The sequence below is a fragment of the Frateuria soli genome, assembly GCF_021117385.1.
GTDB lineage: Bacteria > Pseudomonadota > Gammaproteobacteria > Xanthomonadales > Rhodanobacteraceae > Frateuria_A > Frateuria_A soli.
Genome location: NZ_CP088252.1, coordinates 1,443,136 through 1,466,027 on the forward strand (window position 1 = coordinate 1,443,136; position 22,892 = coordinate 1,466,027).

The following is a 22,892-nucleotide window of genomic DNA, read 5'->3' on the forward strand; positions in this document are numbered from 1 at the left end:
TGCGATTTAAATTTTGCTCACCTTCATTCCGCGCGCATCGCTGGCGGGTGCGCCGGTGTTGCGCGCTGCATCGCACGTGTTCGTTGTGCGTACGAACACATGGCCCTGGCGCATCGAAGCCATTGTGAAGGGTCGACGTGAATGGGCCGTGCATGGCGCCGGATCGATCGACTGTCGTGCCTCTGCCGGGCGGAGCCCATGCGCTTGCCGGTTGCCATATGTGCCTATCGCGCACCGCAGGGCTTGAACGAGCGCGGCCGCGTTGCGGGTTGGCCGCTACCTGGCTGCGTCGTGGAAGATCACGCCGAGCGTGTAGCGGGTTCCGCTGCGAAGACGACTCACGCCATGACGCAGGTTCACCCGGTAGCAGCCGCGTGTGCCCTGCACGGGGCGGTGGTGTACCGCAAAGATCACGGCGTCGCCCCGAGCCAGCGGAACCACCTCCGCGCGCGACTGCATGCGCGGACGCTGCTCGGTGAGCACGAACTCGCCGCCGGTGAAATCGGCGCCCGGCGCGGACAACAGCACGGCCATCTGCAGCGGGAAGACATGTTCTCCATACAGGTCCTGGTGCAGGCAGTTGTAGTCATCCGGCTGGTAGCGCAACAGCAACGGGGTGGGGCGCGACTGGCCTGCTTCGCGACAGCGCGCGAGATAGTCGGCGTGCGCGGGCGGGTAGCGCAGGTCGATCCCCATCGCCTCGTTCCAGCGGTTGGCCAGAGGTGCCAGGCAGCGATAGGCGTGGGTGCGCAGCGCTTCGACCTGTGCGGGCAGGGGATAGGCGAAGTACTGGTACTCACCGCGGCCGAAGCCGTGCCGGGCCATCACCACCCGAGTGCGGAAGTTCTCGCGGTTGGGGTAGAGCGCTACCAGTTCCCCGCAGGCGTGAGGCGCCAGCAGGCCGGGCAACTCGGCATGCCCATGGGCATCGAGCGAGCCGGCGACGGCTGCCCAGTCGATGGCGTGCAACGCGGTGGTGATGGCGTGATCGGTCATCGGATCAGGATCGGGGATGCTTCGGTCGCGCGCCCTCCGTATCTTGCGATGCATCCTCTTCGGCCTGGTCGCCGCGCACCTGGGCGTGGCTGATCAGCGCGAAGATGCAGCTTCCGCCGATGATGTTGCCGGCCAGTGTCGGCAGCGCGAACTGTGTGACGAAGTGGCCGAAGGCGAGCTTGCCGGCGAACACCAGATAGAGCGTCTCGACCGAACCCACGATGATGTGCGTGAAGCCGCCCAGCGCGATCAGGTAAGTGGTCAGCACGATCACGGCGATCTTCGCGTGCTCGGCCGCCGGCACCAGCCACACCATCGTGGCGATCAACCATCCGGCCACGATGCCCTTGGTGAACATCTGCAGCGGCGTGTTGCCCATGACCTCGGTGCCGATGCCCAGCAGCGCCGTTTGCGTGGCGTCATCGAACAGCTGCATGTGCAGGATGCCGCAGGCGAACAGTGCGGTGCCCGCCAGGTTGCCGAGAAAGACCACCGACCACAGCCGCAGCAGCGAACCGAGTTTGCGCATGGTCGGGTGGGTCATCAGCGGCAGCACCGCCGTCATGGTGTTCTCGGTGAACAGTTGCTGGCGCGCCAGGATCACCACCAGGAAGCCGAACGGATAGCCGAGGCTCTCGATGAGGAAGGCGCCGGGAACGCCCTCGAGATGCCGGTGCAGCAGGCCGCGCGCCAGCATCGAGAAGCCCATCGACAACCCGGCAGCGAGTGCCGAGAGGCTCAGTGCGAGCAGCCCCCGGCTGAGTTCCTCCTCACCTTCCAGGCGGATGGTCTCGTGCAGGACGGCCACCCGCGGCGGACGCTTCTGCTCTACCTCGCCCTGTTCCTTGCGCGACAGCGAGAAGCCGTCGCGCGCGTCGGCTTCGTTGGGGTCTTCCGCACCGTCCGTGTGCTGGCGTCCAGTTGGCTGGGGCATGCGGTGGCTCCTCCGATGGCCCCGGCACGCTACGACGGCTTCCGTATGCGGGGTGTCGCCTCAGGCGGGCACGTCGACCAGCACCAGCTCGGCGTCATCCACAGCGGTCACCTGCAGCAGCGGTTCGTCGCGGACCGCGGCACCGTCGCGCGCTTCCAGCCGCACACCGTTGAGCTCCACCGCACCCCTGGCAGGCACCAGATAGGCGCGCCGCCCGGCACCGAGCGGGTACTGCGCCTGTTCGCCCGCCCGCAACGTGGCGCCCAGCACTCGGGCGTGCGCCCGCAGGGGCAGGGCATCGGCGTCCCCGGGGAAGCCGCTGGCCAGCGCGACGAAACGACCGGCACGCTCGCCGGTGGGGAATGGCCGTGCTCCCCAGGCCGGCGCGCCGCCCGGCTGGTCGGGGATGATCCAGATCTGGAAGATGCGGGTGGTTTCCGCCTCCAGGTTGTACTCGGCGTGGGTGATGCCCGTGCCCGCGCTCATCACCTGCACGTCGCCGGCGACGGTGCGGCCTTCGTTGCCCAGATTGTCGCGGTGGCTGATCGCGCCCTCCCTCACGTAGGTGATGATTTCCATGTCCGCGTGCGGATGCGGAGGGAATCCGCTGCGCGCGGCGATGGTGTCATCGTTCCATACGCGCAGGGCGCCCCAGCCCATCCGGGCCGGGTCGTGGTACCCCGCGAAGGAAAAATGGTGTTTGGCGTCGAGCCAGCCGTGGTTGGCGCCGCCCAAAGTGGCAAAAGCCCTGCGTTCGATCATGGTGCCTCCTGCCGCGCGTGGATCGCCGGCCAGACGTGCAAGGTAAGGCTGCGCGCCCCGCTGCCAAATGGGCGTGGATCGAACGGACCGTTCGCCCAGGGCACCCATTGACCGGGGCGCGGATGCCTGGGTTAGGCTAGCGCCGGGGAATCCAGGAGTGCGCGTCATGCGCAGGCGACTGCTGTTGGCTTGGCTGCTGGCCGGCTGCGCGGGCCCGTTGTGGGCGGCCCAGCTGGTGGTCAGGGTCAGTGATACCGGTGGACGCGCCGTGGGCGACGCCGTGGTCACCTTGAGCCCGGCCCTTCAGGCGGCCGGGCCGTCGCCCGCACCGGTCACCCGCTACGTCGACCAGCGGGACGAGACCTTCATCCCCTACGTGCAGGTGGTCCGCCCGGGCGACCGGGTGGTGTTCCGCAACAGCGACGGCACCCGCCACCACGTCTATTCCTTTTCGGAAGCCGGCGCGTTCGAGTTCCTGCTGCGTCCGGGCGAGAGCTCGCCGGCGGTCACGCTGGGCCAGCCTGGCCTGGTGGCCGTCGGCTGCAACATCCACGACCACATGATCGCCTACCTGCTGGTGACGTCCGAGCAGGCCAGGGTGACTCCCTCGCAGGGGCAGGTGGTGTTCGAACAGCTGTCGCCCGGAAACTACACGGTCACGGTGTGGCACCCGCAACTGCGGCCCGGGCAGGCGCCGCCCGCTGAAACAGTCGCGCTAGGCGAAGGGACCGAAGCGCGGCATGTCGATTTCACACTGTCGCTGATTCCCGACCCGCGCGGGTTCGCCGACCGTGAGCACCTGGACTACTGAGCCCATGCGGACCGTCGTCGGCTTTCGCCTCCGCCTCGCGCTGTTCTTTGTCGCCACGTTGGTGGTGGTGCAACTGCTGACGGCTGCGCTGGTCTACGGCGTGACCCGTCGCGCGCTGGTCAGCGAGGGCGAGCGCCAGCTGGCGGTGAACGCGCAAGCCTTCGTGGCGCAGATGGACGATCTCTCCGCGCGCGTGGCCGGCAACGTCGAGGTGATGGCGCTGGACTATGCGCTGCGTTCGGCCATCGCCGAACGCGACCACGGCACGGTGTTCTCCGTATTGCGCAACCACGGCCGACGGGTAGGCGCCTCGCGCATGCAGCTGGTGGGCCTGGACGGGGTCGTGGAGGTGGATACCGCCGACGCCCACGCCAACGGCAAGCGCTTTGCATTTCCCGACCTCGTCGAGCATGCCTTCGACCGGCGAATGGCGGCCGTGGTGGCGCTTCAGGCCAAGGCTTACTGGGTAGTGGTGGTGCCGATCTACGCGCCGCAGCCGGTCGGCCTGGTGGTGGTCTACGTGCCGCTGGACGACGCGCTGCTGGCGCATCTTCGGGAGTTGTCCGCATTGCCGGGCGACATCGAACTGGCCGTGCGGCCGGCGGCTTCGGGCTGGGTCGCGGCGGCGCGGGGGCTTGGGCACACCAGTCTGGTCACCAGCCTGGCCGGGCAGGCGTTGCCGGCCACGCCTGCGGTGCGGCGCATCCAGGGACGCGAGTATCTCGTGCTGGCGCAGCCGCTGAACCAGGCACGCAGCAGTGCGCGGGTGGTGGCAGTGCTGGGCTACTCGCTGGGGGATGCGCTGCGGCCGTTCCGCGCGGTGGTGATCTCCTGGGCAATCCTGCTGGGGCTGGGCCTGGTGGTCGGCTTGATCGGAGCCTGGCTCACCGCACGCGGCGTGTCGCGGCCGGTGGAGGCCCTGGCCACCGCGGCGCGACGCATCGAGGCGGGCGACTACCGCGCGCTGCCCAGTCTCGACCGGCGCGACGAGCTCGGCCAGCTGGCGGCCGCGTTCGGCGCCATGGCCGAGGCGGTACGCCAGCGCGAGGAGCGCATCCGCCAGCAGGCGCTGCACGACCAGGTCACCGACCTGCCCAATCGCGTGGCGGCCGAGGCCGCGATCGACCGCGCGCGGGACGACGGCACGACCCACGGTGCGCTGCTGATGGTCGGTCTCACGCGCGTGCCCGACATCATCAAGACCCTGGGCCACGCCGTGTACGACCGGTTGATGCGCGAGGTCGGCGCACGCCTGGACCGGGCCACCGCCGGGGCCTACCTCGCGCGCGCGACCGATACCCAGTTTGTCGCCTGGTTGCCCGGCACCGATCGGACCGGGGCGATCGCCGCGGCGCTGCGCATCCTCGATGCGCTGAACACGCCGTACGTCGAGGCGGACGTCAGCGTCGATACCTTGCCGGCGATCGGCATCGCCATGTATCCGGAAGACGGGTCGCGCGCCTCGGTGCTGCTGCGCCACGGCGAAGTAGCCCAGTTCGCGGCCACCGGCTCGACCCGCCCGCTCGCCTTTTACGACGCGGCGACCGACCCGCACCGCACCGAACGCCTGTCGCTTATGGGCGAGCTGCGCGAAGCGCTCGACCACGATCACCTGCTGCTGCACTACCAGCCCAAGCTCGCGCTGGACACGCGTCGCGTGGACGGTGTCGAGGCGCTGGTGCGCTGGCATCATCCACGCCGCGGAATCGTGCCCCCGCAGGACTTCATCGGCATGGCCGAGGACACCGGCAACATCCAGCGGCTGACCCGCTGGGCGCTGGCCGCAGGCATCGCCCAGGCCAGCCGCTGGCATGCGCGCGGGCTCGACCTGAACGTGGCAGTGAACCTCTCGGCACGCGACCTGGTGGAGTCCGAACTGCCGCTGCGCATCGGGCGTCTGTTGTCCATCCACGGGCTGCCGCCGGGCAGGCTCACGGTCGAGATCACCGAGCGCGCCGTGATCGGCGAACCGGAGATGGCCATACGCGTGCTGCGCGGCCTCGCCGATCTCGGCGTGGGCATCGCGGTGGACGACTTCGGCGTGGGTCAATCCGCCTTTGCCTACCTGAGACACCTGCCGGTGAGCGAGCTGAAGATCGACCAGACCTTCGTTCGCCACCTGGCCCGCGACGCCAGCGACCAGACCATCGTGCGCTCGATCGTCGAACTCGGGCACCGGCTCGGCTTCCGGGTCACCGCCGAAGGCGTGGAGGACGAAGGGACGCTGGAGCAACTCGCGGCGATCGGCTGCGACCATGCGCAGGGCTTTTTCATCGCGCGCCCGCTGCCTGCCACGGAACTGGGCGGTTTCGTTCTCGAGCGGGCCGGCACCGCATGAGTCGCCGTCGCCGGTGGCCCTCGCTTGTTCTGGCCGGCCTGGCTGCGCTGCCGCTGGCGAGCCGGGCCCAGGCGCTCGATCTGCGTGGTTACGTCGATGGCCGGCTGGTGTCGGCTGCGACCGAGCGCAGCTGGGTCCAGGGCGGCCTCGGCAAGACGCGTTACGGCAGCGGGGGCACCGAGGCACGCTTCGGCGGCGCCGCGCTGGTCGGCACCGCACAGCTCACATCCTCGCTGCTCGCCTCCGCGGGCGTGCAACTGCAGGAGGGCGACCGCGTCGGCGTCGACCTGTTGGAGGCCTATCTGCGCTGGCGTCCGGTTTCGACCACCCGCTGGCGCGGCTCGGTGCAGGCTGGCGCGTTCTTTCCGCCGGTCTCGCTGGAAAACGACGCCATCGGCTGGACCAGCCCATGGACACTCACGCCCTCGGCGATCAACAGCTGGGTCGGCGAGGAGCTGCGTGCCGTCGGTGCCGAAGGACGCATCGAGTGGCGCGGCCGGATCGCCACCTGGGAGCTGCGCGGCGCGTTGTTCCAGCGCAACGACCCGGCCGGCAACCTGCTGGCGATCCGCGGCTGGTCGCTCAGCGACCGGACCTACGGCATCGGCAGCCGCCTGCGCGAACCGGACGACTACGTGCGCGACGATGGCGAGGAACCGCCGATGCGCTACGACCCGTTCCGGCGCATCGGCCACCAGTGGGGCAACTACGGCCAGCTCACCTGGCGCGCGCGTGGCCGGGGGCGGCTCAGCGTGATGCACTACGACAACCGCGCCGATCCGAAGGCCTGGCGGCCCTACGAAGGCGGCGAGCGCCTGTACGCCTGGCGTACCCGCTTCTGGAGTCTGGGCGCCAGCGTCGATACCGGGCCGGTCACCTGGCTGGTCCAGGCGATGGACGGCGACACGGTGATCGAACCGGTGCCAGGCCTGGTGCTCACCACCCGCTACCGCGCCGCCTACCTGCTGGCCGGCTGGAACCGTGGCGCGTGGCGGCCGGCCCTGCGGCTGGATCACTTCAGCACGCGCGAACTGCCGGGTACCCCGGGCCTGCACGATGGCGAGCACGGCAATGCGCTCACCGCCGCGCTCAACTGGCGTCCCCGCGACTGGCTGCGCCTGACTTTCGAGGCGCTGCACATCGACAGCACACGCACCGTCCGGGCCGACTACGGATTGCGACCGCACACCCGCGGCACCCAGATGCAGGTGAGTGCGCGCCTGTTCTACTGACAGGCGGTCTTTTCCACGCTTTTCACCCGCGCGTGACTTCATTTTGCCGCAGGCTTGACGATTGGCCTGCGCCAATCGCATGAACCTGCGGCACACACAGACGGGTGGCTGCCTGCCGGCTTCACCGCTGATGCCGGCCGGAGTTCGACGACGACGCGCATGGAGGGCGAATCATGAGTTGCACCATGAGCAACTGGGTCCTGCCGGACCACATCAGGACACCGGACTTCATCATCTGCGGTGCCATGAAGTCCGGCACGTCGACGCTGCATTACATCCTGAGCCAGCACCCGAAGGTGTTCATTCCGGACGAGGAAATCCATTTCTTCGACATCGACAACGTGTTCGAACACCCGGATTTCAACTACTTCGACGGCTCCAGATGGGTCAGCCAGCGACTGGACGACGACCCCCCGAAATTCTGGGAGTGGTATGCCTCGCATTTCGACGCGGCGCACGAGGACCAACTGGTGGGCGAGGACTCCACCACCTACATTTCTTCCGAGATCGCGGCCAAGCGCATCGCGATGCAGAACAAGCGCCTCAAGCTCATCATCCTGCTGCGTCATCCCACCGACCGCGCCTACTCGCAGTACTGGCACCTGGTCAGGACCGGGCGTGCGACCCACAGCTTCGAGGACACGCTGCGCTACGACCCGTTCTCCGTACTCCACCGCAGCCTCTACCTGGAGCAACTGACGAACTTCCTCCGGCATGTCCCCCGGGAACAGCTGAAGGTGGTCGTCTTCGAGGAGTTCATGGCCGACAAGGCCAAGGTGCTGCGCGAGCTTTGCGAACACATCGGCATCGACTACGACCGGTTGCCTGCGCAGGCATCCGAAGCACATGTCAACGGCGCGCAGGTTCCACGCCATCCGGGCTTCGAAGTGGCCAAGAACCGCTTCTTCCGCAGCGGCGGCAACCTGTCCTACCGGGCACGCCTGCCGATTTGCCCGGATCGTGCGGGGATGCATTTTGGCTTCGCCCGGCTGGTCAACGTGGCCCACAGACGGATCAATCCGCTGGTCAAGTCCAAGCCGCCGGCGATGGTGGCGGCCACAAGGCAGCTGCTGGACAGCTATTTCGAGCGTGAACTGGACGGGTTGAACGAACTGCTCGGGCGCGACGTGCTTTCATGCTGGTTCGGGCGCGACCGCCAGGATGCGCCGCGCTAGACGAAGCGCCGCCGCGTATCGACCGCCGCGGCGCTTTGCTATCCTTCGCCGTTCTTGCCAGCGCCCGTGCGGGCGCCACAACCACGGCCATACGTTTCATGATCGAAACCAATCCGATCCATGCGCAGATCGCGGACCTCACGGACCGCGTCGAGTCGCTTAGGGGGTATCTTTGACTACGCCACCAAGCGTGAGCGTCTCGAAGAAGTAAGCCGCGAGCTGGAAAGTCCCACCGTCTGGGACGATCCGCCGCGCGCGCAGGAACTGGGGCGTGAACGCGCCCGCCTGGACACCGTCGTCACCGGCATCGACGAATTGACCGCCGGTCTCGCGGACGCCCGGGAGCTGCTCGACATGGCCGCCGCCGACGGTGACGAGGACACCGTCCGCTCGGTCGCCGACGACGTGGAGAAACTCGAGGCCCGCGTGGGCAAGCTCGAGTTCCAGCGCATGTTCTCCGGCAAGATGGATGCGAACAACGCCTTCGTCGACATCCAGGCCGGTGCCGGCGGCACCGAGGCGCAGGACTGGGCCGAAATGCTGCTGCGCATGTACCTGCGCTGGGCCGAGTCGCGCGGCTGGAAAGTCGAGCTGATGGAAGTCTCCGGCGGCGAAGTGGCGGGCATCAAGTCGGCCACGTTCCGCGTCGAGGGCGACTACGCCTACGGCTGGCTGAAGACCGAGATCGGCGTGCACCGCCTGGTGCGCAAGAGCCCGTTCGATTCGGACAACCGCCGGCATACCAGCTTCACGTCCGTATTCGTCTCGCCCGAAGTCGACGACGACATCGACATCGAGATCAACCCGGCGGACCTGAAGACCGATGTCTACCGTTCGTCCGGCGCCGGCGGCCAGCACGTCAACAAGACCGAATCGGCCGTGCGCATCACCCACGTGCCCAGCGGGGTGGTGGTGGCCTGCCAGACCGAGCGCAGCCAGCACGCCAACCGCGACCGCGCCATGAAGATGCTGGCGGCCAAGCTGTACGAGCTGGAAGTGCAGAAGCGCAACGCCGAGAAGGACGCGCTGGAAGCGACCAAGTCCGACATCGGCTGGGGCAGCCAGATCCGCAACTACGTGCTCGACCAGAGCCGTATCAAGGACCTGCGCACCGGCGTCGAACGCTCGGACACGCAGAAGGTGCTCGACGGCGACCTGGACGAGTTCATCGAGGCCAGCCTCAAGTCCGGCCTGGATGCCGGCGCCAAGCGCATCGACGCCTGATCCGATCCCGAGGAGGTGACCGCATGAACGGCAAGACGATCGGCAAGTTTCTGTTTGCCTGTGCCGGGCTGGCCGCGTTCGGCGTGGCCGCGCAGGACAGAGGCGCCGGCCAGTCGATCAAGCAGGACGCCAAGGCCGTCGGGCATGGAGTGGCCGATGGCGCACGCGACATCGGCCATGCCACCCGTGACGTCGCCAGGAAGGTGGGGCACGGCGCGAAAGAGGCAGGCATCGGCATCGGCCATGGCGCGAAGAAGGCCGGCGTCGCCGTCGGCCATGGCGCACGCGATGGCTGGAACGCCACCACGCATGCGGTCAAGCAGGTGTTCGACTAGCACGATCGACGCCCGCAAAATTCCATTACCCAACAGTCACGAGACACCCGCTGCCGGCATCCGGCCGGCGGTCACGGAACCATCCATGAGCGAAGCCACAGAAAACCTGCCCGTCGACGAGAACAAGCTGATCGCCGAGCGCCGCGAGAAACTCAAGGCGTTGCGCGGGCAGGGCGTGGCCTTCCCGAACGACTTCAAGGTGGATGCCTTCGCCGGCGACCTGCGCACCGGGTTCGCCGACCAGGATGCCGAGGCCGTCGAAGCCGCCGCGCGGCAGGTCAAGGTCGCGGGCCGCATCGTGCTCAAGCGCGTGCAGGGCAAGGTCAGCTTCGTGCAGATGCAGGACTTCACCGGTCGCATCCAGCTGTTCATCCATCAGGGCACGGTGGGCGAGGGCACCTACGAAGCGTTCAAGGGCTGGGACGTGGGCGACATCGTCGGCGCCGAGGGCCGGGTGATGCGCACCAGGACCGGCGAGCTGTCGGTCAAGGTGGAGAACCTGCGCCTGCTGACCAAGAGCCTGCGCCCGCTGCCGGACAAGTTCCACGGCCTGGCCGACGTCGAGCAGCGCTATCGCCAGCGCTACGTCGACCTGATCGTGACCGAGGAAGCGCGCCGCACCTTCGCGCTGCGCTCGAAGATCATCGGCTTCATGCGCAAGTGGCTGGAAGCCGAGCCGCGCCGCTTCATGGAAGTGGAAACGCCGATGATGCACGTCATCCCCGGCGGTGCCACGGCCCGGCCGTTCGTCACCCACCACAACGCGCTGGACATGAGCCTGTACCTGCGCGTGGCCCCGGAGCTTTACCTCAAGCGCCTGGTCGTGGGTGGCTTCGATCGCGTCTACGAGATCAACCGCAACTTCCGCAACGAGGGCGTGTCGACCCGGCACAACCCCGAGTTCACCATGCTGGAGCTCTACCAGGCCTACGCCACCTACCACGAGATCATGGACCTCACCGAAGCGGTGATCCGCGAGACGGCGCAGAACGTACTGGGCGGCACCGAGCTGACCTGGGAGGGCGCGCGGATCGACGTCGGTCCCGCGTTCCGCCGCTGGCGGATGGAAGATGCGGTGCTGGAGCACAACGCCCGGATCAAGCGCGAGGAGCTGCGCGACCGCGAGGCCATGGTGGCGCATGCCAGGCGCCTGGGCATCCAGGTCAAGCCGAACTATGGCTGGGGCAAGCTGCTGCTGGAGATCTTCGAGAAGACGGTCGAGCACACGCTGATCCAGCCGACCTTCATCACCGACCATCCGGTGGAGGTTTCGCCGCTGGCGCGCGAGAGCGACACCGACCCGGGCATCACCGACCGCTTCGAGCTCTTCATCAACGGCAAGGAGATCGCCAATGGCTTCTCCGAGCTCAATGACCCCGAAGACCAGGCCGCGCGCTTCAAGGCACAGGTCGAGGCGAAGGAATCGGGCGACGACGAAGCCATGCACTTCGACGCCGACTACATCCGCGCGCTGGAAGTGGGCCTGCCGCCGACCGGCGGCCTCGGCATCGGCATCGACCGCCTGGTCATGCTGATGACCGACTCGGCTTCGATCCGCGACGTGTTGTTGTTCCCGTACATGCGCCCGGAAGCCTGACCCGCCTCCACCGGCCTTCGTAGGAGCCCGCTTGCGGGCGATGCTCTTGTCTGCATGGCCAAGGGCATCGCCCGCAAGCGGGCTCCTACAGGAATCAGCGCGTGCGGCGGCCGCGTACGCGGCGCCGCAGCATCGCCATCTGCAACAGGTTCACCGCGCTCGACCCGGCCCAGTACGGCCGCAGCCCGCGGCAGGGTGCCAAACCACAAACACGGAGACCACCACCCCCTGCCTCATGGTGTGAGTGCAAGAGCCGCGCGCGTTCACCGCGATTTCAAGCGCTCCTGCCCATGACGGATGCCAACAGCGCGCGTCTGCCTTATCCGTTCCCGTTCCCTTGCGCGGGCAGGGGATCGTTCCACGACTTGGCTACTGCCCAGGCCACGCCCGTAAGCGGTACTGCCAGCAAGGTGCCCACGATTCCGCCCAGAATCGTGCCGGCGGTCAACGCCAGCAGTACCACCAGCGAGTGCAGATGCAGCGAGCGCCCGAGCACCACCGGCGAGAGCAGGTTGCCCTCCAGCTGGTTGACCACGACCACCACCACCGACACCCAGATGGCTGCGCTCAGGTCCACGGTGACCAGTGCCACCAGCGCCGCGATCACCCCGCTGGCGGTCGCGCCCACGATCGGCACGAACGCGGCCAGAAACACCAGAATCGATAACGGCACAGCCAGCGGCACGTCGAGCAGCCACACCGCGCCGCCGATGAACACGGTATCGACCAGCGCCACCAGCGCCGTGCCGCGCAGGTAGCCGCCCAGCACGTCGATCGCGCAATCGCCGGCGTGCGCCACCCGCGCGTGCCACGCCGGCCGCAGTGGCCGGAGCAGGAAGCGCCAGATGGATGGACCGTCCTTCAGGAAAAAGAACAGGATGAACAGCACGAGCACGAAGCCGGTCGCCAGTTCCATCGTGGTGAACACGCCCGCCATGGCATGCTGCCCGAATTCGCTGCTGGTGATGAAATCGAGCACCGACTGCCGGGCGTGATTGATCTGCTGTTCGCTGATGGACAGCGGCCCGCGGTGCAGATAGTGCAGTGCCTGGCCGAACCCGTCGATGGCCGACGATTGCAGCGTGGCCCATTGTGACGCCACCCGCGCCACGGCCAGCGTGATGATCGCGCCGACGCCGACGCCACCGAGCAGCAGGGTGAGCGGCGCCGCCACTGCATGAGGCAGGTGCACCCGGCGCAATATGGCGACCAGCGGAAACAACGCCGCACTCAGGATCAACGCCAGCAACAAGGGGATGACCAGCAGCTTGAGCCGGATGGCCGCCTGCACCACGGCGGTCGCCACCAGCAGGACCAGGATGACCTGCGCCGAGCGGATGGCCAGGCGCCCGAACGGATCGGTCCACAACGCCCGCAGCGAGGGATCGCCGGCGGAACGGGGCGTGGAGGGGGCGTTCGGCGTGTCTCCCATGCACTCTTCTCCTGTCGATCGGCCGCGACGGATCGCGCGGGACTTGATCCGCGCACCGGGAGCCGGGAGCGTTGACCCTACGCGGGCTGACCCCATCGCGACGTGTAGGCCTGCCTTGGGTCAGCGGCTGTGGGTGGCGGCCGGGTCGGCTAGACTTGGCGGTTTCCCCGGTTGGAGCATCAGCCCATGTGGTTTGCCATCGTCGGCACCGACGTCCCCGAGTCGCTGGACAAGCGCAGGAGCGCGCGGCCGGAGCACCTGGCGCGCCTCGAAAAGTTGCAGGCCGAAGGCCGGCTGCTGCTGGCCGGCCCATTCCCGGCTATCGAGTCGGAGGATCCGGGTCCTGCGGGCTTCACCGGCAGCCTGATCATCGCCGAGTTCCCCTCGCAGGCCGACGCGCAGCGCTGGGCGGACGCCGATCCGTATGTCGCCGCGGGCGTCTATGCGGGCGTCGAGGTCAAGCCGTTCCGCAAGACCTTGCCATGAGTGCCATGGTCGAGCAGATCCGCCAGCGCCTCACCGACGCGCTGGCGCCGGTGGAGCTGGAGGTGCTCGACGAGGGCCACAAGCATGCTACCCACGCCAATGCCGGCAAGGGGCATTTCCACGTACGCATCGTCAGCCCGGCCTTTGCCGGCGTGCTGCCGATCAAGCGGCACCGCATGGTGTTTGCGGCACTCGAGGGCCTGATGGATAAGGGCATCCACGCGCTTTCGATCGATGCGAGGACGCCGTAGATTTTATTTTTCAGAAGGTTATGAGAAATACTTACAGCCATCTGTCACGCCGCGTTCGCATTGCGACCACGCCCGGCGTTTGGCACAGTGGCCCGTCGCCCGAAGCACCGCGGGCCTGTCCCTATCGTTGAGCCCGCATGCGCCTTACCACGATCAAACTCGCCGGATTCAAGTCGTTCGTCGACCCCACCACGCTGCATCTGCCGACCAACATGACCGGCGTGGTCGGGCCCAACGGCTGCGGCAAGTCCAACATCATCGACGCGATCCGCTGGGTGATGGGCGAGAGCGCGGCCAGCCGCCTGCGCGGCGATTCGCTGACCGACGTGATCTTCTCCGGCTCCAACGCACGCAAGCCGGTGGGGCAGGCGACCGTCGAGCTGATCTTCGACAACGCCGACGGCACCATCCAGGGCGAGTACGCGCAATACGCGGAGATCTCGGTCAAGCGCCAGGTGACGCGCGACGGGCAGTCCTCCTACTTCCTCAACGGCGGCCGCTGCCGCCGCCGCGACATCACCGATCTCTTCCTCGGCACCGGTCTGGGTCCCCGCAGCTATTCGATCATCGAGCAGGGCATGATCAGCCAGATCATCGAGGCGCACCCGGAAGAGCTGCGCACGCACCTGGAAGAGGCCGCCGGCATCTCCAAGTACAAGGAGCGCCGCAAGGAGACCGAGAGCCGCATCAAGTCCACCCGCGAGAACCTCGACCGCGTCAGGGACGTACGCGACGAGGTCGATAAGCAGTTGGACCACCTCAACCGCCAGGCCCGCGCCGCCGAACGCTGGAAGGCGCTCAAGGAAGAGCAGACGCGCAAGGAGGCCGAACTGCGCGCGCTCGAATACCGCGCGCTGAAGGGCCAGCACGAGGGAGAGGGACAGGGCCTGTCCGCCGCCGAGATCGAGATCGAGAAGCAGCTCGCCGGCCAGCGCCAGATCGAGGCACAGCTCGAGTCGGTTCGCGAGCGCCACGTCGGCGCCACCGAGCACCTCAACGAAGTGCAGGCCGAGGTGTACAAGGTCGGCGCCGAGATCGCCCGCGTCGAACAGCAGGTGCGCTTCAACAAGGAGACCGCCGAGCGCCTGCAGCGTGCCCAGGCCGAAGCCGAACGCGAGCACGGCGAGCTGTCCGCACACATCGCCAACGATCGCGAGCAGGTCGAGTCGCTGCGCATGGCGCTGGCCGAGGGCGAGCCCAAACTCGAGGCCCTGCAGCAGATGCAGGACGACACCGCCGAAGCGGCGCGCGGCACGGAGTCGAAGCTGGCCGACTGGCAGCAGCGCTGGGACGCCTACACGCGCACCGCCGGCGAATCGAGTCGCGCCGCCGAAGTCGAACGCACCCGGCTCAACTACCTCGACCGCCAGGCGATCGACCTCTCCAGGCGCCGCGAGGCGCTGGAAGCCGAACAGAAGGCCACCGACGTGGCCGCCCTCGACGCCGCCGCCGAACAGTTGCACGTCGAGCACGACACCCAGCGCGAGCGCGTCGAGTCGCTCGGCAGCCTGCTCGACCAGCACAAGCTCACCCACGAGAAGGTGCTCGACGAGGAGCGCCAGGTGCAGTCCTCGCTCAACGAAGCGCGCCAGCAACTGCAGAGCGCGCGCGGTCGGCTGTCCTCGCTCGAGGCACTGCAGCACGCCGCACTGGGCCAGGAAGAGAGTGCCGCCAGCGGCTGGCTCGCCAGTCTCGGCCTGGACAAGGCCCGTCGCCTGGGCGAGGCGCTGCAGGTCGACGCCGGCTGGGAATCGGCCGTCGAGACCGTGCTCGCCGGCCTGCTCGACGGCGTGCTCGTCGACAGCCCGCTCAACCTGGCCAGCGACTTCGGCACGCTGGGCGAAGCGGACCTCGCGCTGCTGGCTGCGGCCGAAGGCGGGCAGGGCGCCGAAGGCACGCTCGCCGCCAAGGTGCGCGGCCCGTCCGCGGCCATGCAATGGCTCACCCAGGTATGCACGGCCGAGACGCTGGACGAGGCACGCAACCGCGTCGCTTCGCTGGCCCAGGGTCAGTCGATCATCACCAGCAGCGGCGAATGGCTGGCGCCGCAGTGGGCGCGCATCCGTCGCGCCCAGGGCAACCAGGTCGGCGTGCTGGCGCGCGAGCGCGACATCCGCCTGCTGAGCGAACAGATCGAAACGCTCGAAGCGCAACTGGAAGAATCCGCCACACGCCTGGACGAACTGCGCACCGCCAAGTTCGAGACCGAGCGCGCCCGCGATGACGCGCAGCGCGAGCTTTACAACGCGCACCGCCGCCAGTCCGAACTGGCCGGCCAGTTGCAGAGCCACCGCGGCAAGGTCGAAACCGCCCGCGCCCGCGCCGAGAAGGTAGCCGGCGAGCTGTCCACGCTGATCGAACAGCTCGACGAACTGCAGGCGCAGACCCGGGAAGCGCGCGCGCGCCTGGACGAATCGGTCAACCACATGGGCGACCTGGAGGATCTGCGCCGCGAGCTGGAAAACGAGCGCCGCGCGCTGCTCGAAGCCCGCGAGGAAGCCCGCATGAACGCCCGCGAGGCCGCCGACCAGGCGCACGCGCTGGCGTTGTCGATGGAATCGAAGCGCTCGTCGCTGGCGTCACTCGAACAGGCGCTGGCCCGCCTCGATACCCAACTGCGCCAGGTCGAGGCCCGCCGTACCGAGGTCGCCGAGCAACTGGCCGCCGGTTCCGACCCGATCGCGGAACTGGAAGCCGAACGCCAGACTTACCTGGACCAGCGCCTGCTCGTGGACAAACAACTGGTCGAGGCGCGCCGCGCGCTGGAAGACTGCGACATCGAGTTCCGCAAGCTGGAGCAACAGCGCCACCTGGCCGAACAGAACCTGGCCCGGCTGCGCGAAAGCCTGTCGGAAAAGCGCCTGGCCGCGCAGGCCCTGCAGATGCGCGCCGACCAGCTCGCCGAGGCCATTGCCGCCTCCGGCCTGGAACTCGAGCCGCTGCTCGCCGAACTCCCCGAGCAGGCCGACGCTGGCCAGTGGCGCACGCAGCTCGGCGACCTCGCGCAGAAGATCGTCCGCCTGGAGCCGGTCAACCTGGCCGCGATCCAGGAGCACGCCGAGCAGAGCGAGCGCAAGACCTACCTGGACAATCAGCTCGCCGACCTCGTCAGCGCGATGGAAACGCTCGAGGGCGCGATCAAGAAGATCGACCGCGAGACCCGCCAGCGCTTCAAGGAAACCTTCGACAAGGTCAACGCCGGCGTGCAGGAGCTGTTCCCGCGCCTGTTCGGCGGCGGCCACGCCTACCTGGAGCTGACCGGCGACGACCTGCTCAACACCGGCGTCTCGATCATGGCGCGGCCGCCGGGCAAGCGGCCGTCCAACATCTCGCTGCTCTCCGGCGGCGAAAAGGCGCTCACCGCGGTCTCGCTGGTGTTCGCCATCTTCAACCTCAATCCCGCGCCGTTCTGCCTGCTCGACGAGGTCGACGCGCCGCTGGACGAAGCCAACGTCGGCCGCTTCTCCAACATGGTCCGCGAGATGAGCGAGAAGGTGCAGTTCATCTTCGTCAGCCACAACAAGGCCACCATGGAAGCGGCCAGCCAGCTCTGCGGCGTGACCATGCGCGAACCGGGCGTTTCGCGCCTGGTGCAGGTGGACCTGGCCGAAGCGGCTAAACTGGCCGGAGCTGCGTGAGGATCCATCAATGACCGTGCTCGCCCTTGCCTGGAACCCTGCCGTCGGCGTACCGCTGGCGATCGCCGGCGCCATCGTGCTGGCGCTGCTGTGGCTGTTCGGCCAGCCAAAGAAAGAGCAGGGCAGGCGTCGCGTGCCGACCGGGCAGGGCAGCGGCGAACGCCGCGAACCCACGCTGGGCGATGGCGAGGCGGGCGACATGCTGCTCGAGGATGAGCCGCACGCGCACCTCGGTGGCGAAGAGCCCATGCCGCAGCAGGGCGAACTCGAGATCGGCCTGCGCGAGGAACTGGAGAAACTCGGCGCCACCCTGGCCGGTGAACGCGCCGCTCCCACCAAGCCATCCGGCCGGGCGGCCTCGATCATCGACGCGCTGCGTGCGCCCGCCGGCGCGCCCGAAGCCATCGCGCCGGCACCGGTTGCCGGGCCTGCACCCGCGCCAGCTCCTGCTGCTTCGCCCGCGCCCAAGGCGCCGCCGGCCTCGGACCTGGGCCGCCGCCCGTCGCAACTGCCGATGGAACGCATCGTCACCCTGTTCGTCATGGCCCGAGACGGCGGCGTGTTCAACGGCGCCGACCTGATCGTCGCGGCCGAAAAGGCCGGCCTCGAATACGGCCACCTGGGCATCTACCACCGGCTGGTCGACGGCAAGCGCGAACAGGGCCCGATCTTCAGCGTGGCCAACATGCTCAAGCCGGGCAACTTCGACCTGACCCGGCTCGATGCCCTGCGCACGCCGGGCCTCAGCTTCTTCATGACCCTGCCGGGCCCGCTGTCCGCGCTGGACGCCTGGGATGCCATGCTGCCGGCCGCGCAGCGTCTCGCCGAACTGCTCGATGGCCAGGTCCTGGACGAGGAGCGCAACGCCCTGGGCCGTCAGCGCATCGCGCACATCCGCGACGAACTGCGCGGATGGGATCGCGACCACGAGGGCCAGGAGATCATCTTCGGGCGCTGAGCGGTACCCACCGAAACCTTGCAGGAGCGCAGGAAACTAAGCCAGAACCCATCGCGAAGACGTGCTGGCGGGACTGGACAGCTTGGCGAGAGGCGAGAGCCGCGGATGGGTGCAGCGAACGGGCCGCTAACGCCCCGGCCAAGGAAGCTTGAGCCAGCGATTCCGGGCGACGTCGCGGTCCTCTTTGCGGCCAGCGGCTACCAAGTCACTTCGCCTCCAGCGAAGCCTGCAGCGCTGTGGCCAACGCCGCATCACCGCTGACCAGATCCTTCCAGAGCAACGTCACACCGCGTCGGCGGCCTTTCTCCGTCAACTTCAGACCGTCGGGATCGATCACCAGCGTGTAAGTGATATCCCCGATGGTCAGCTCCCGCTTCAGCGGTTTGTCGAGAGGCGTCATGGAAAGCTCCTGGCGATGGTCGTAAGAGCGCGTGGAGAAGGTGCGTAGAGTGGTGCACGCTGCGTGGGCGGCGTGTCCTTAATTGCGCATAATGTATATTATGTAAAATCAAAGATGACGCCGCCGGGCGTTTCCAGCCCGCTCAATTCAGTCGCCTGGCCAAGGTCTTTCCATTCCGGGCTACTCGGCGCCTCGTCCGGCCGCGTTCCTGAGCAGTCTCAGCTCTTCGGCCTGTCGATCACAGATGCCCTGGAGCCGATCGCGTTCCCGAACCAGATCCGCGCGCAGCGCGTGACTGTCCTGCAGCTGGCCGTCCAGCGTTGCGCAGGCGTTCTCGGCCAGATCCCTCGCGGCTTGGGCATGGGCAACCTCGGCTTTCGCGGCCTGCATGCGGGTTTCCATCACCGCTCGTTCCTGTGCCAACTGAGCCTGGATCGTGGCCTCCAGCCCGGCACGTTCGTCCGCGAAACGGCTGGCCAGCGTCCGTTCGGCGTGTTCGACCGCCAGCCGCCACAGTTCGAGCATGGTCTGCCCCACCGGAGCGGGCACCTCCGGCAAGGCGCTGAGCCGACGCAAGCGCTCCCCGAACTGGCTCCGCCACACCTCGAGCATGCGGGTGACCGTGTTGGGCGATCCCGTCCCCAGCGCGGCGCGGACCTTCTCGACGGTGGGGTTCTTGCCTGTGCCAAGGATGGCGTCGGCCGCCTGGTTAACCTGTTCTTGGGTGATACCCCGGGGCATGCCTGTGTCTCCCTCGGCCGGAGCCTTACCGTCTGGCCTGCTGCTCGCGATAAGTGATGATTATCGTGGGTAGGCGCCCCGTTTTGTGTAACGTACGTTATACTTTATGTAGTAATAACCCTCCCCGTCTCCGATCCGATCGCAGGGTGGACGACAAGAACCGTCAGCGAATCCTGGAGCGCGCCTTAGCCCGTGAGCAAGACGTAGATGCGGTCAATGAACTTGTTGAAGAAGAATCAGTTGGTCGGAGGGGGCACTCCGACACCTTTGAATGCGTTTTTTTGGTAGGAACCTTCGCGTTGTTTCGGAGCGGTAGCTCTTGGTGCGAAAGCTGAGCGTGCGAGCTGATGAATCTCTCTTCGGTTGCTCCCGGTTGTACTCCCCATCCCCGACAACTTGGCAGATCACCCTGCCCTATGTCCGCTTTTGGTGGGGGATTCATATGATCGATGCAACACACGGCAGGGTGTTGCAGATGAAGCGAAGGACTCGGATCCAGTACACCGATAGCCAGAAGGCTCTGATGTGGGACCGGGGCGGCAGGGCGAGTCGCTGCATCAGATCGAACGGCTGTTCGATCGGCATCACTCGTCTGTGCGCGGGATCCTTGCCGAGTCAGGGGGCATACGTCCGCCTGCTCGACGACGATCGATAAAGGCGCTGAGCCTGGCGGAGCGCGAAGACGTTTCCCGGGCGCTAATGGCGGGACGTTCGATCGATTGCGGCACAGCTGGGACAGGCGCCGTCCACGGTCAGCCGCGAGAGCGGCGCAATGGCGGCGCTGAGCGTTACCGTGCAAGCCTTGCCGACCAGGCCGCCTGGGACCGCGCGCACCGGACTAAGGCTTGTAAGCTGGCGCTGCATCCCACGCTGGCGAGGCGTGTGGCGGACAAGCTGCAACAGCAGTGATCTCTCGAGCAGATCGCCGGCTGGCTCAAGAGGTCTTACCCGGACGACACGAGCTGCCAGGTGTCACGAGACGACCGCACGCTTTTCATCCAGTCGCGTGGCGCGCTCAAGAAGGAACTGCTGGAGCACCTGCGGCGGACACGAGCCATGCGCCGCTCCCGCCACCACACCCAGAAGACCGCCGACCACGGCCGGATCAGGCGGCACGGTGTCGATTCGCGAGCGCCAGGATTGCTTCGTCAGTACTTCCCGAAGGGCATCGATCTATCGTCGTTCTCGCAGGCCAATCTCAACGAGGTCGCTAGAAAGCTAAACGAACGGCCACGCAAGACGTGGGATTCGAGACACCGATCGTTGAGACCGCCGCCAGAAGCGGACATCGAACACCTGAGTTAAGCCGCGCCGCGAAGCGGCGTCGGCTTGGACGAATTGTTAGGCAGCAGGCCACGCGGGCCCACGCTAGGGCGACTGCGGATAGTGAGGGATATCCTCACTGAGGCTCACCCACGGCTGTGCGCTTGACGTCCAGATGTCCACCATCGGCTTGAATCCGGTCTGATCATCGAGTGACGCGAAGCGGATGGACATCAGGTCCGGGACGACCTCCCCACGGGTGAACAACGGCGTGCCGCAATGTGTGCAGAAGCTGCGGGTTGTGGTGCCTCCGCTACTGCCCTGAACAGAATAGCTGCCCGGGCTGCCTGACACCTCTGTCTCTGAAACTCTCACGACGATGCCCGATGCGAACGGCGCTCCACTCGACTGCTGGCAGTCGCGGCAATGGCAATTGAGCATCGCGACCGGGTCGCCATTGCACACATAGCGGATTGAGCCGCAGGCGCACCCGCCGGTGATTGTTTGAGTCATTGCGATATTTCCTTTTGCGGCCTAACCGGAGCGAGGGCCTCAGGCCATAGCAGCGAGCGGTGGACTTGGGCGCCTGCCATGGCGCCGTTGCCCACGGCCAGCGACACCGAATGGGGTGCCCGCGCCACGTCACCACAGGCGAATACGCCAGTCACCGAGGTTTTGCTCTCGGGATCGGTGCGAACCTGGATGCCCATGGGCGTCTCTTCCAGCGCGCAGCCCATGGCTTCGGCCAGGGAACTGGAAGGAGAGGTGCGTGTCGCCGTGAACAGGCCCGTGAAACTCAGCCTCCGCCCGTCGGCCATCACCACATCAGCATTCCCTTCGATTCTGTCGATGGTAGCCTCCTCGATCGCCACACCCCGACGCCCCAAGGCGAACCTTGCGTCCTGACTCAGATGCACAGCACCGTTGACGAGTAAGGTCACATCACCCCAATCGGTGAGCAGTTCGGCCTGATGGATGGACATCGGGCTGGCGCCGACGATGCCGATGTGGCCTTGTCCGATCTCGTAGCCATGGCAGTACGGGCAATGGAAGACGGTCTTGCCCCAGCGTTCTGCAAGTCCGGCGACGGCAGGAAGGTGGTCGGTCACACCGGTGGCCAGCAGCATGCGGCGGCCTTGATGTGATCCGCCGTCAGGCGTCCTGACCGTGAATTCGTCCACTTGTCCAGTAACGGCTTCAACACGAGCTTCGAGCCAGGTCAAGGTTGGGTAGGCTTCAAGCTGGCGGCGGGCGTTCGCCGCGATCTCGCCGGCGGGCACGCCATCCTGGCCGAGAAAACCATGCGAATGGCTTGCGAAGCGGTTACGCCGCTCGCCTGCATCGATCACCAGCACGGACCTGCGCGCTCGTACAAGTTGCAGGGCTGCAGCCATTCCTGCATAGCTTCCGCCGACGATGACCACATCGTAGTGCATGTTCAATTCCTTTTGCGTCGCACTGCCGTATGCCGGCGCGCAAAGTCAGCGGCCAAATCGGCAAGGGTGATTTCCGAGAACCGGTTCAGCAGCAGCGCTTCGGCCTCGGCAAACGTACCTTCGAGCGCGGCATTCACCGCCTGTTCCACCAGGCACTCCGGTGTCTCGTTGCGATTACCGATGGCAAACATTGTCGGCTCGCCGAGTGCTTCGTGCAGCTGGCGCAGGGTGACGGTGCCGAGGTCGGCATGAATGCGCCATCCTCCCGCATGGCCTCGATCGGACGTGACGATGCCCGCTTCCCGCAGGTATCCCATGGTGCGCCGGACGACGACCGGATTGGTACCCAGGCATTGCGCCAGGGTTTCTGAAGTGACGGGGCCCTCCTGCTCGGCCATGTGCAGAAGGGCATGCAGGACGGAAGACAGACGGCTATCACGTTTCATGTAACTAATGATGTTTCATATTTCGATATATGTCAAGACCGACTTGGAATATGGACCCGGTCGAGCCGCCTAGACATTCAAGACGGTTGCTCACGCTTCACACCTGAGGCGCTGCGCGCCCGGCGCGTCACGAATGACGGTTCACGGGCGGACGAGCGCCCGATGGCGCTTGCGCCCGACGCGCCCTTCATCCCGACGGTTTATCTCTATGACGCCTTCCCCGGCGGCGTGGGCCTGAGCGCGCCGTTGTTCGAGCGGCGCGAGGACTTAGTCCGCTTGGCGTTGACGCTGGTCGAACGCGGTGACTGCATGGCGGGCTGCCCGGCCTGCGTGGGACCGATCCTGGCCGCGGACGAAGCCGCCACGGACACCCCCAAGCGCACGGCGCGCTACCGATCGCCGGCTAACTGCACCGCCAGGTGTGCGATGGCGGCATC

The 22,892-nt window shown here is 67.1% G+C and carries 20 protein-coding genes and 2 pseudogenes; 13 read left to right on the forward strand and 9 right to left on the reverse strand.

Translation table 11 applies throughout. The features are described 5' to 3' along the window. Positions 1–276: 276 nt before the first annotated feature. From LQ771_RS06665 to LQ771_RS06675, 3 genes are read right to left on the reverse strand one after another with little or no spacing between them, the layout of a single operon-like run. Positions 277–996, reverse strand: a complete 720-nt coding sequence (locus LQ771_RS06665) for a 2OG-Fe(II) oxygenase (protein WP_231351566.1) — start codon at positions 994–996, stop codon at positions 277–279. Positions 997–1,000: 4 nt separating this feature from the next. Further along, a complete protein-coding gene (locus tag LQ771_RS06670) occupies positions 1,001–1,930 on the reverse strand; it encodes a formate/nitrite transporter family protein (protein WP_231351567.1) in 930 nt (309 codons plus the stop codon). A 60-nt stretch (positions 1,931–1,990) separates the two neighbouring features. Then, positions 1,991–2,692 carry a pirin family protein gene (locus LQ771_RS06675; protein ID WP_231351568.1) on the reverse strand — a complete coding sequence of 234 codons (702 nt, stop codon included), beginning with the start codon at positions 2,690–2,692 and terminating at the stop codon, positions 1,991–1,993. Between the two features lie 166 nt (positions 2,693–2,858). Here LQ771_RS06675 and LQ771_RS06680 point away from each other — a divergent pair, with 166 nt between their 5' ends. The 7 genes from LQ771_RS06680 to lysS all read left to right on the forward strand — a co-directional run bounded on the left by LQ771_RS06680 (position 2,859) and on the right by lysS (position 11,404). Further along, positions 2,859–3,503 (forward strand): cupredoxin domain-containing protein, encoded by a 645-nt coding sequence (locus LQ771_RS06680; RefSeq protein WP_231351569.1) that lies wholly within the window; start codon positions 2,859–2,861, stop codon positions 3,501–3,503. A 4-nt stretch (positions 3,504–3,507) separates the two neighbouring features. After that, positions 3,508–5,841 carry a putative bifunctional diguanylate cyclase/phosphodiesterase gene (locus LQ771_RS06685; RefSeq protein ID WP_231351570.1) on the forward strand — a complete coding sequence of 778 codons (2,334 nt, stop codon included), beginning with the start codon at positions 3,508–3,510 and terminating at the stop codon, positions 5,839–5,841. Next, complete coding sequence (locus LQ771_RS06690) at positions 5,838–7,073, forward strand: OprO/OprP family phosphate-selective porin (RefSeq protein WP_231351571.1); 1,236 nt, start codon at positions 5,838–5,840, stop codon at positions 7,071–7,073. Before LQ771_RS06685 ends, LQ771_RS06690 begins: the two co-directional genes overlap by 4 nt. A 185-nt stretch (positions 7,074–7,258) precedes the next feature. Beyond that, positions 7,259–8,248 (forward strand): sulfotransferase family protein, encoded by a 990-nt coding sequence (locus tag LQ771_RS06695; protein ID WP_231351572.1) that lies wholly within the window; start codon positions 7,259–7,261, stop codon positions 8,246–8,248. A 98-nt stretch (positions 8,249–8,346) separates the two neighbouring features. Then, a protein-coding gene (prfB, locus tag LQ771_RS06700) for a peptide chain release factor 2 (RefSeq protein ID WP_231351573.1) occupies positions 8,347–9,472 on the forward strand; the annotation gives its coding sequence in 2 pieces (ribosomal slippage) (positions 8,347–8,421 and positions 8,423–9,472; 1,125 coding nt in all). A gap of 23 nt (positions 9,473–9,495) precedes the next feature. Continuing rightward, a complete protein-coding gene (locus tag LQ771_RS06705) occupies positions 9,496–9,807 on the forward strand; it encodes a hypothetical protein (protein ID WP_231351574.1) in 312 nt (103 codons plus the stop codon). 85 nt (positions 9,808–9,892) lie between these two features. Further along, positions 9,893–11,404 carry a lysine--tRNA ligase gene (gene lysS / locus LQ771_RS06710; RefSeq protein ID WP_231351575.1) on the forward strand — a complete coding sequence of 504 codons (1,512 nt, stop codon included), beginning with the start codon at positions 9,893–9,895 and terminating at the stop codon, positions 11,402–11,404. A 319-nt stretch (positions 11,405–11,723) separates the two neighbouring features. Here lysS and LQ771_RS06715 read toward each other — a convergent pair whose 3' ends face one another. Then, positions 11,724–12,836, reverse strand: a complete 1,113-nt coding sequence (locus LQ771_RS06715; protein WP_231351576.1) for an AI-2E family transporter — start codon at positions 12,834–12,836, stop codon at positions 11,724–11,726. Between the two features lie 186 nt (positions 12,837–13,022). On the opposite strand from LQ771_RS06715, the gene LQ771_RS06720 reads away from it, so the two are divergent. The 4 genes from LQ771_RS06720 to zipA all read left to right on the forward strand — a co-directional run bounded on the left by LQ771_RS06720 (position 13,023) and on the right by zipA (position 18,169). Then, complete coding sequence (locus tag LQ771_RS06720; protein ID WP_231351577.1) at positions 13,023–13,322, forward strand: YciI family protein; 300 nt, start codon at positions 13,023–13,025, stop codon at positions 13,320–13,322. Positions 13,323–13,327: 5 nt separating this feature from the next. Next, positions 13,328–13,573, forward strand: coding sequence for a BolA family protein (locus LQ771_RS06725; RefSeq protein ID WP_231351866.1), 246 nt, complete (start codon positions 13,328–13,330; stop codon positions 13,571–13,573). A 137-nt stretch (positions 13,574–13,710) separates the two neighbouring features. Beyond that, complete coding sequence (gene smc, locus LQ771_RS06730) at positions 13,711–17,211, forward strand: chromosome segregation protein SMC (RefSeq protein WP_231351578.1); 3,501 nt, start codon at positions 13,711–13,713, stop codon at positions 17,209–17,211. A gap of 10 nt (positions 17,212–17,221) precedes the next feature. Continuing rightward, the gene (zipA, locus tag LQ771_RS06735; protein WP_231351579.1) at positions 17,222–18,169 is read left to right on the forward strand and encodes a cell division protein ZipA; all 948 of its coding nucleotides are present in this window, start codon (positions 17,222–17,224) and stop codon (positions 18,167–18,169) included. A gap of 205 nt (positions 18,170–18,374) precedes the next feature. Here the strand turns inward: zipA and LQ771_RS06740 are convergent, their stop codons facing one another. Together LQ771_RS06740 and LQ771_RS06745 are read right to left on the reverse strand one after the other, a co-directional pair. Further along, the gene (locus LQ771_RS06740) at positions 18,375–18,569 is read right to left on the reverse strand and encodes a hypothetical protein (protein ID WP_231351580.1); all 195 of its coding nucleotides are present in this window, start codon (positions 18,567–18,569) and stop codon (positions 18,375–18,377) included. Between the two features lie 180 nt (positions 18,570–18,749). Then, entirely contained in the window at positions 18,750–19,310 is a 561-nt protein-coding gene (locus LQ771_RS06745; RefSeq protein ID WP_231351581.1) for a DNA-binding protein, read from the reverse strand. Between the two features lie 475 nt (positions 19,311–19,785). On the opposite strand from LQ771_RS06745, the pseudogene LQ771_RS06750 reads away from it, so the two are divergent. After that, a pseudogene (locus tag LQ771_RS06750) lies at positions 19,786–20,552 on the forward strand (transposase); the annotation flags it as partial. A 126-nt stretch (positions 20,553–20,678) separates the two neighbouring features. Here the strand turns inward: LQ771_RS06750 and LQ771_RS06755 are convergent. From LQ771_RS06755 to LQ771_RS06765, 3 genes are read right to left on the reverse strand one after another with little or no spacing between them, the layout of a single operon-like run. Beyond that, a complete protein-coding gene (locus LQ771_RS06755; protein ID WP_231351582.1) occupies positions 20,679–21,086 on the reverse strand; it encodes a GFA family protein in 408 nt (135 codons plus the stop codon). Next, a complete protein-coding gene (locus tag LQ771_RS06760; RefSeq protein WP_231351583.1) occupies positions 21,083–22,009 on the reverse strand; it encodes an NAD(P)/FAD-dependent oxidoreductase in 927 nt (308 codons plus the stop codon). Before LQ771_RS06760 ends, LQ771_RS06755 begins: the two co-directional genes overlap by 4 nt. Before the next feature lie 2 nt (positions 22,010–22,011). Continuing rightward, a complete protein-coding gene (locus LQ771_RS06765; RefSeq protein ID WP_231351584.1) occupies positions 22,012–22,455 on the reverse strand; it encodes an Rrf2 family transcriptional regulator in 444 nt (147 codons plus the stop codon). A 186-nt stretch (positions 22,456–22,641) separates the two neighbouring features. On the opposite strand from LQ771_RS06765, the pseudogene LQ771_RS06770 reads away from it, so the two are divergent. Continuing rightward, positions 22,642–22,842, forward strand: a pseudogene (locus tag LQ771_RS06770) (Zn-binding domain-containing protein); the annotation flags it as partial. Between the last annotated feature and the right edge of the window lie 50 nt (positions 22,843–22,892).

Coding starts and splice junctions, on each gene's coding strand:
- smc (WP_231351578.1), top strand. CDS start 13,711: ATGCGCCTTACCACGATCAAACTCGCCGGATTCAAGTCGTTCGTCGAC.
- zipA (WP_231351579.1), top strand. CDS start 17,222: ATGACCGTGCTCGCCCTTGCCTGGAACCCTGCCGTCGGCGTACCGCTG.
- LQ771_RS06695 (WP_231351572.1), top strand. CDS start 7,259: ATGAGCAACTGGGTCCTGCCGGACCACATCAGGACACCGGACTTCATC.
- LQ771_RS06755 (WP_231351582.1), bottom strand. CDS start 21,086: ATGACTCAAACAATCACCGGCGGGTGCGCCTGCGGCTCAATCCGCTAT.
- LQ771_RS06675 (WP_231351568.1), bottom strand. CDS start 2,692: ATGATCGAACGCAGGGCTTTTGCCACTTTGGGCGGCGCCAACCACGGC.
- LQ771_RS06665 (WP_231351566.1), bottom strand. CDS start 996: ATGACCGATCACGCCATCACCACCGCGTTGCACGCCATCGACTGGGCA.
- LQ771_RS06765 (WP_231351584.1), bottom strand. CDS start 22,455: ATGAAACGTGATAGCCGTCTGTCTTCCGTCCTGCATGCCCTTCTGCAC.
- LQ771_RS06745 (WP_231351581.1), bottom strand. CDS start 19,310: ATGCCCCGGGGTATCACCCAAGAACAGGTTAACCAGGCGGCCGACGCC.
- LQ771_RS06715 (WP_231351576.1), bottom strand. CDS start 12,836: ATGGGAGACACGCCGAACGCCCCCTCCACGCCCCGTTCCGCCGGCGAT.
- lysS (WP_231351575.1), top strand. CDS start 9,893: ATGAGCGAAGCCACAGAAAACCTGCCCGTCGACGAGAACAAGCTGATC.
- LQ771_RS06720 (WP_231351577.1), top strand. CDS start 13,023: ATGTGGTTTGCCATCGTCGGCACCGACGTCCCCGAGTCGCTGGACAAG.
- LQ771_RS06760 (WP_231351583.1), bottom strand. CDS start 22,009: ATGCACTACGATGTGGTCATCGTCGGCGGAAGCTATGCAGGAATGGCT.
- LQ771_RS06685 (WP_231351570.1), top strand. CDS start 3,508: ATGCGGACCGTCGTCGGCTTTCGCCTCCGCCTCGCGCTGTTCTTTGTC.
- LQ771_RS06740 (WP_231351580.1), bottom strand. CDS start 18,569: ATGACGCCTCTCGACAAACCGCTGAAGCGGGAGCTGACCATCGGGGAT.
- LQ771_RS06705 (WP_231351574.1), top strand. CDS start 9,496: ATGAACGGCAAGACGATCGGCAAGTTTCTGTTTGCCTGTGCCGGGCTG.
- LQ771_RS06690 (WP_231351571.1), top strand. CDS start 5,838: ATGAGTCGCCGTCGCCGGTGGCCCTCGCTTGTTCTGGCCGGCCTGGCT.
- LQ771_RS06680 (WP_231351569.1), top strand. CDS start 2,859: ATGCGCAGGCGACTGCTGTTGGCTTGGCTGCTGGCCGGCTGCGCGGGC.
- LQ771_RS06725 (WP_231351866.1), top strand. CDS start 13,328: ATGGTCGAGCAGATCCGCCAGCGCCTCACCGACGCGCTGGCGCCGGTG.
- LQ771_RS06670 (WP_231351567.1), bottom strand. CDS start 1,930: ATGCCCCAGCCAACTGGACGCCAGCACACGGACGGTGCGGAAGACCCC.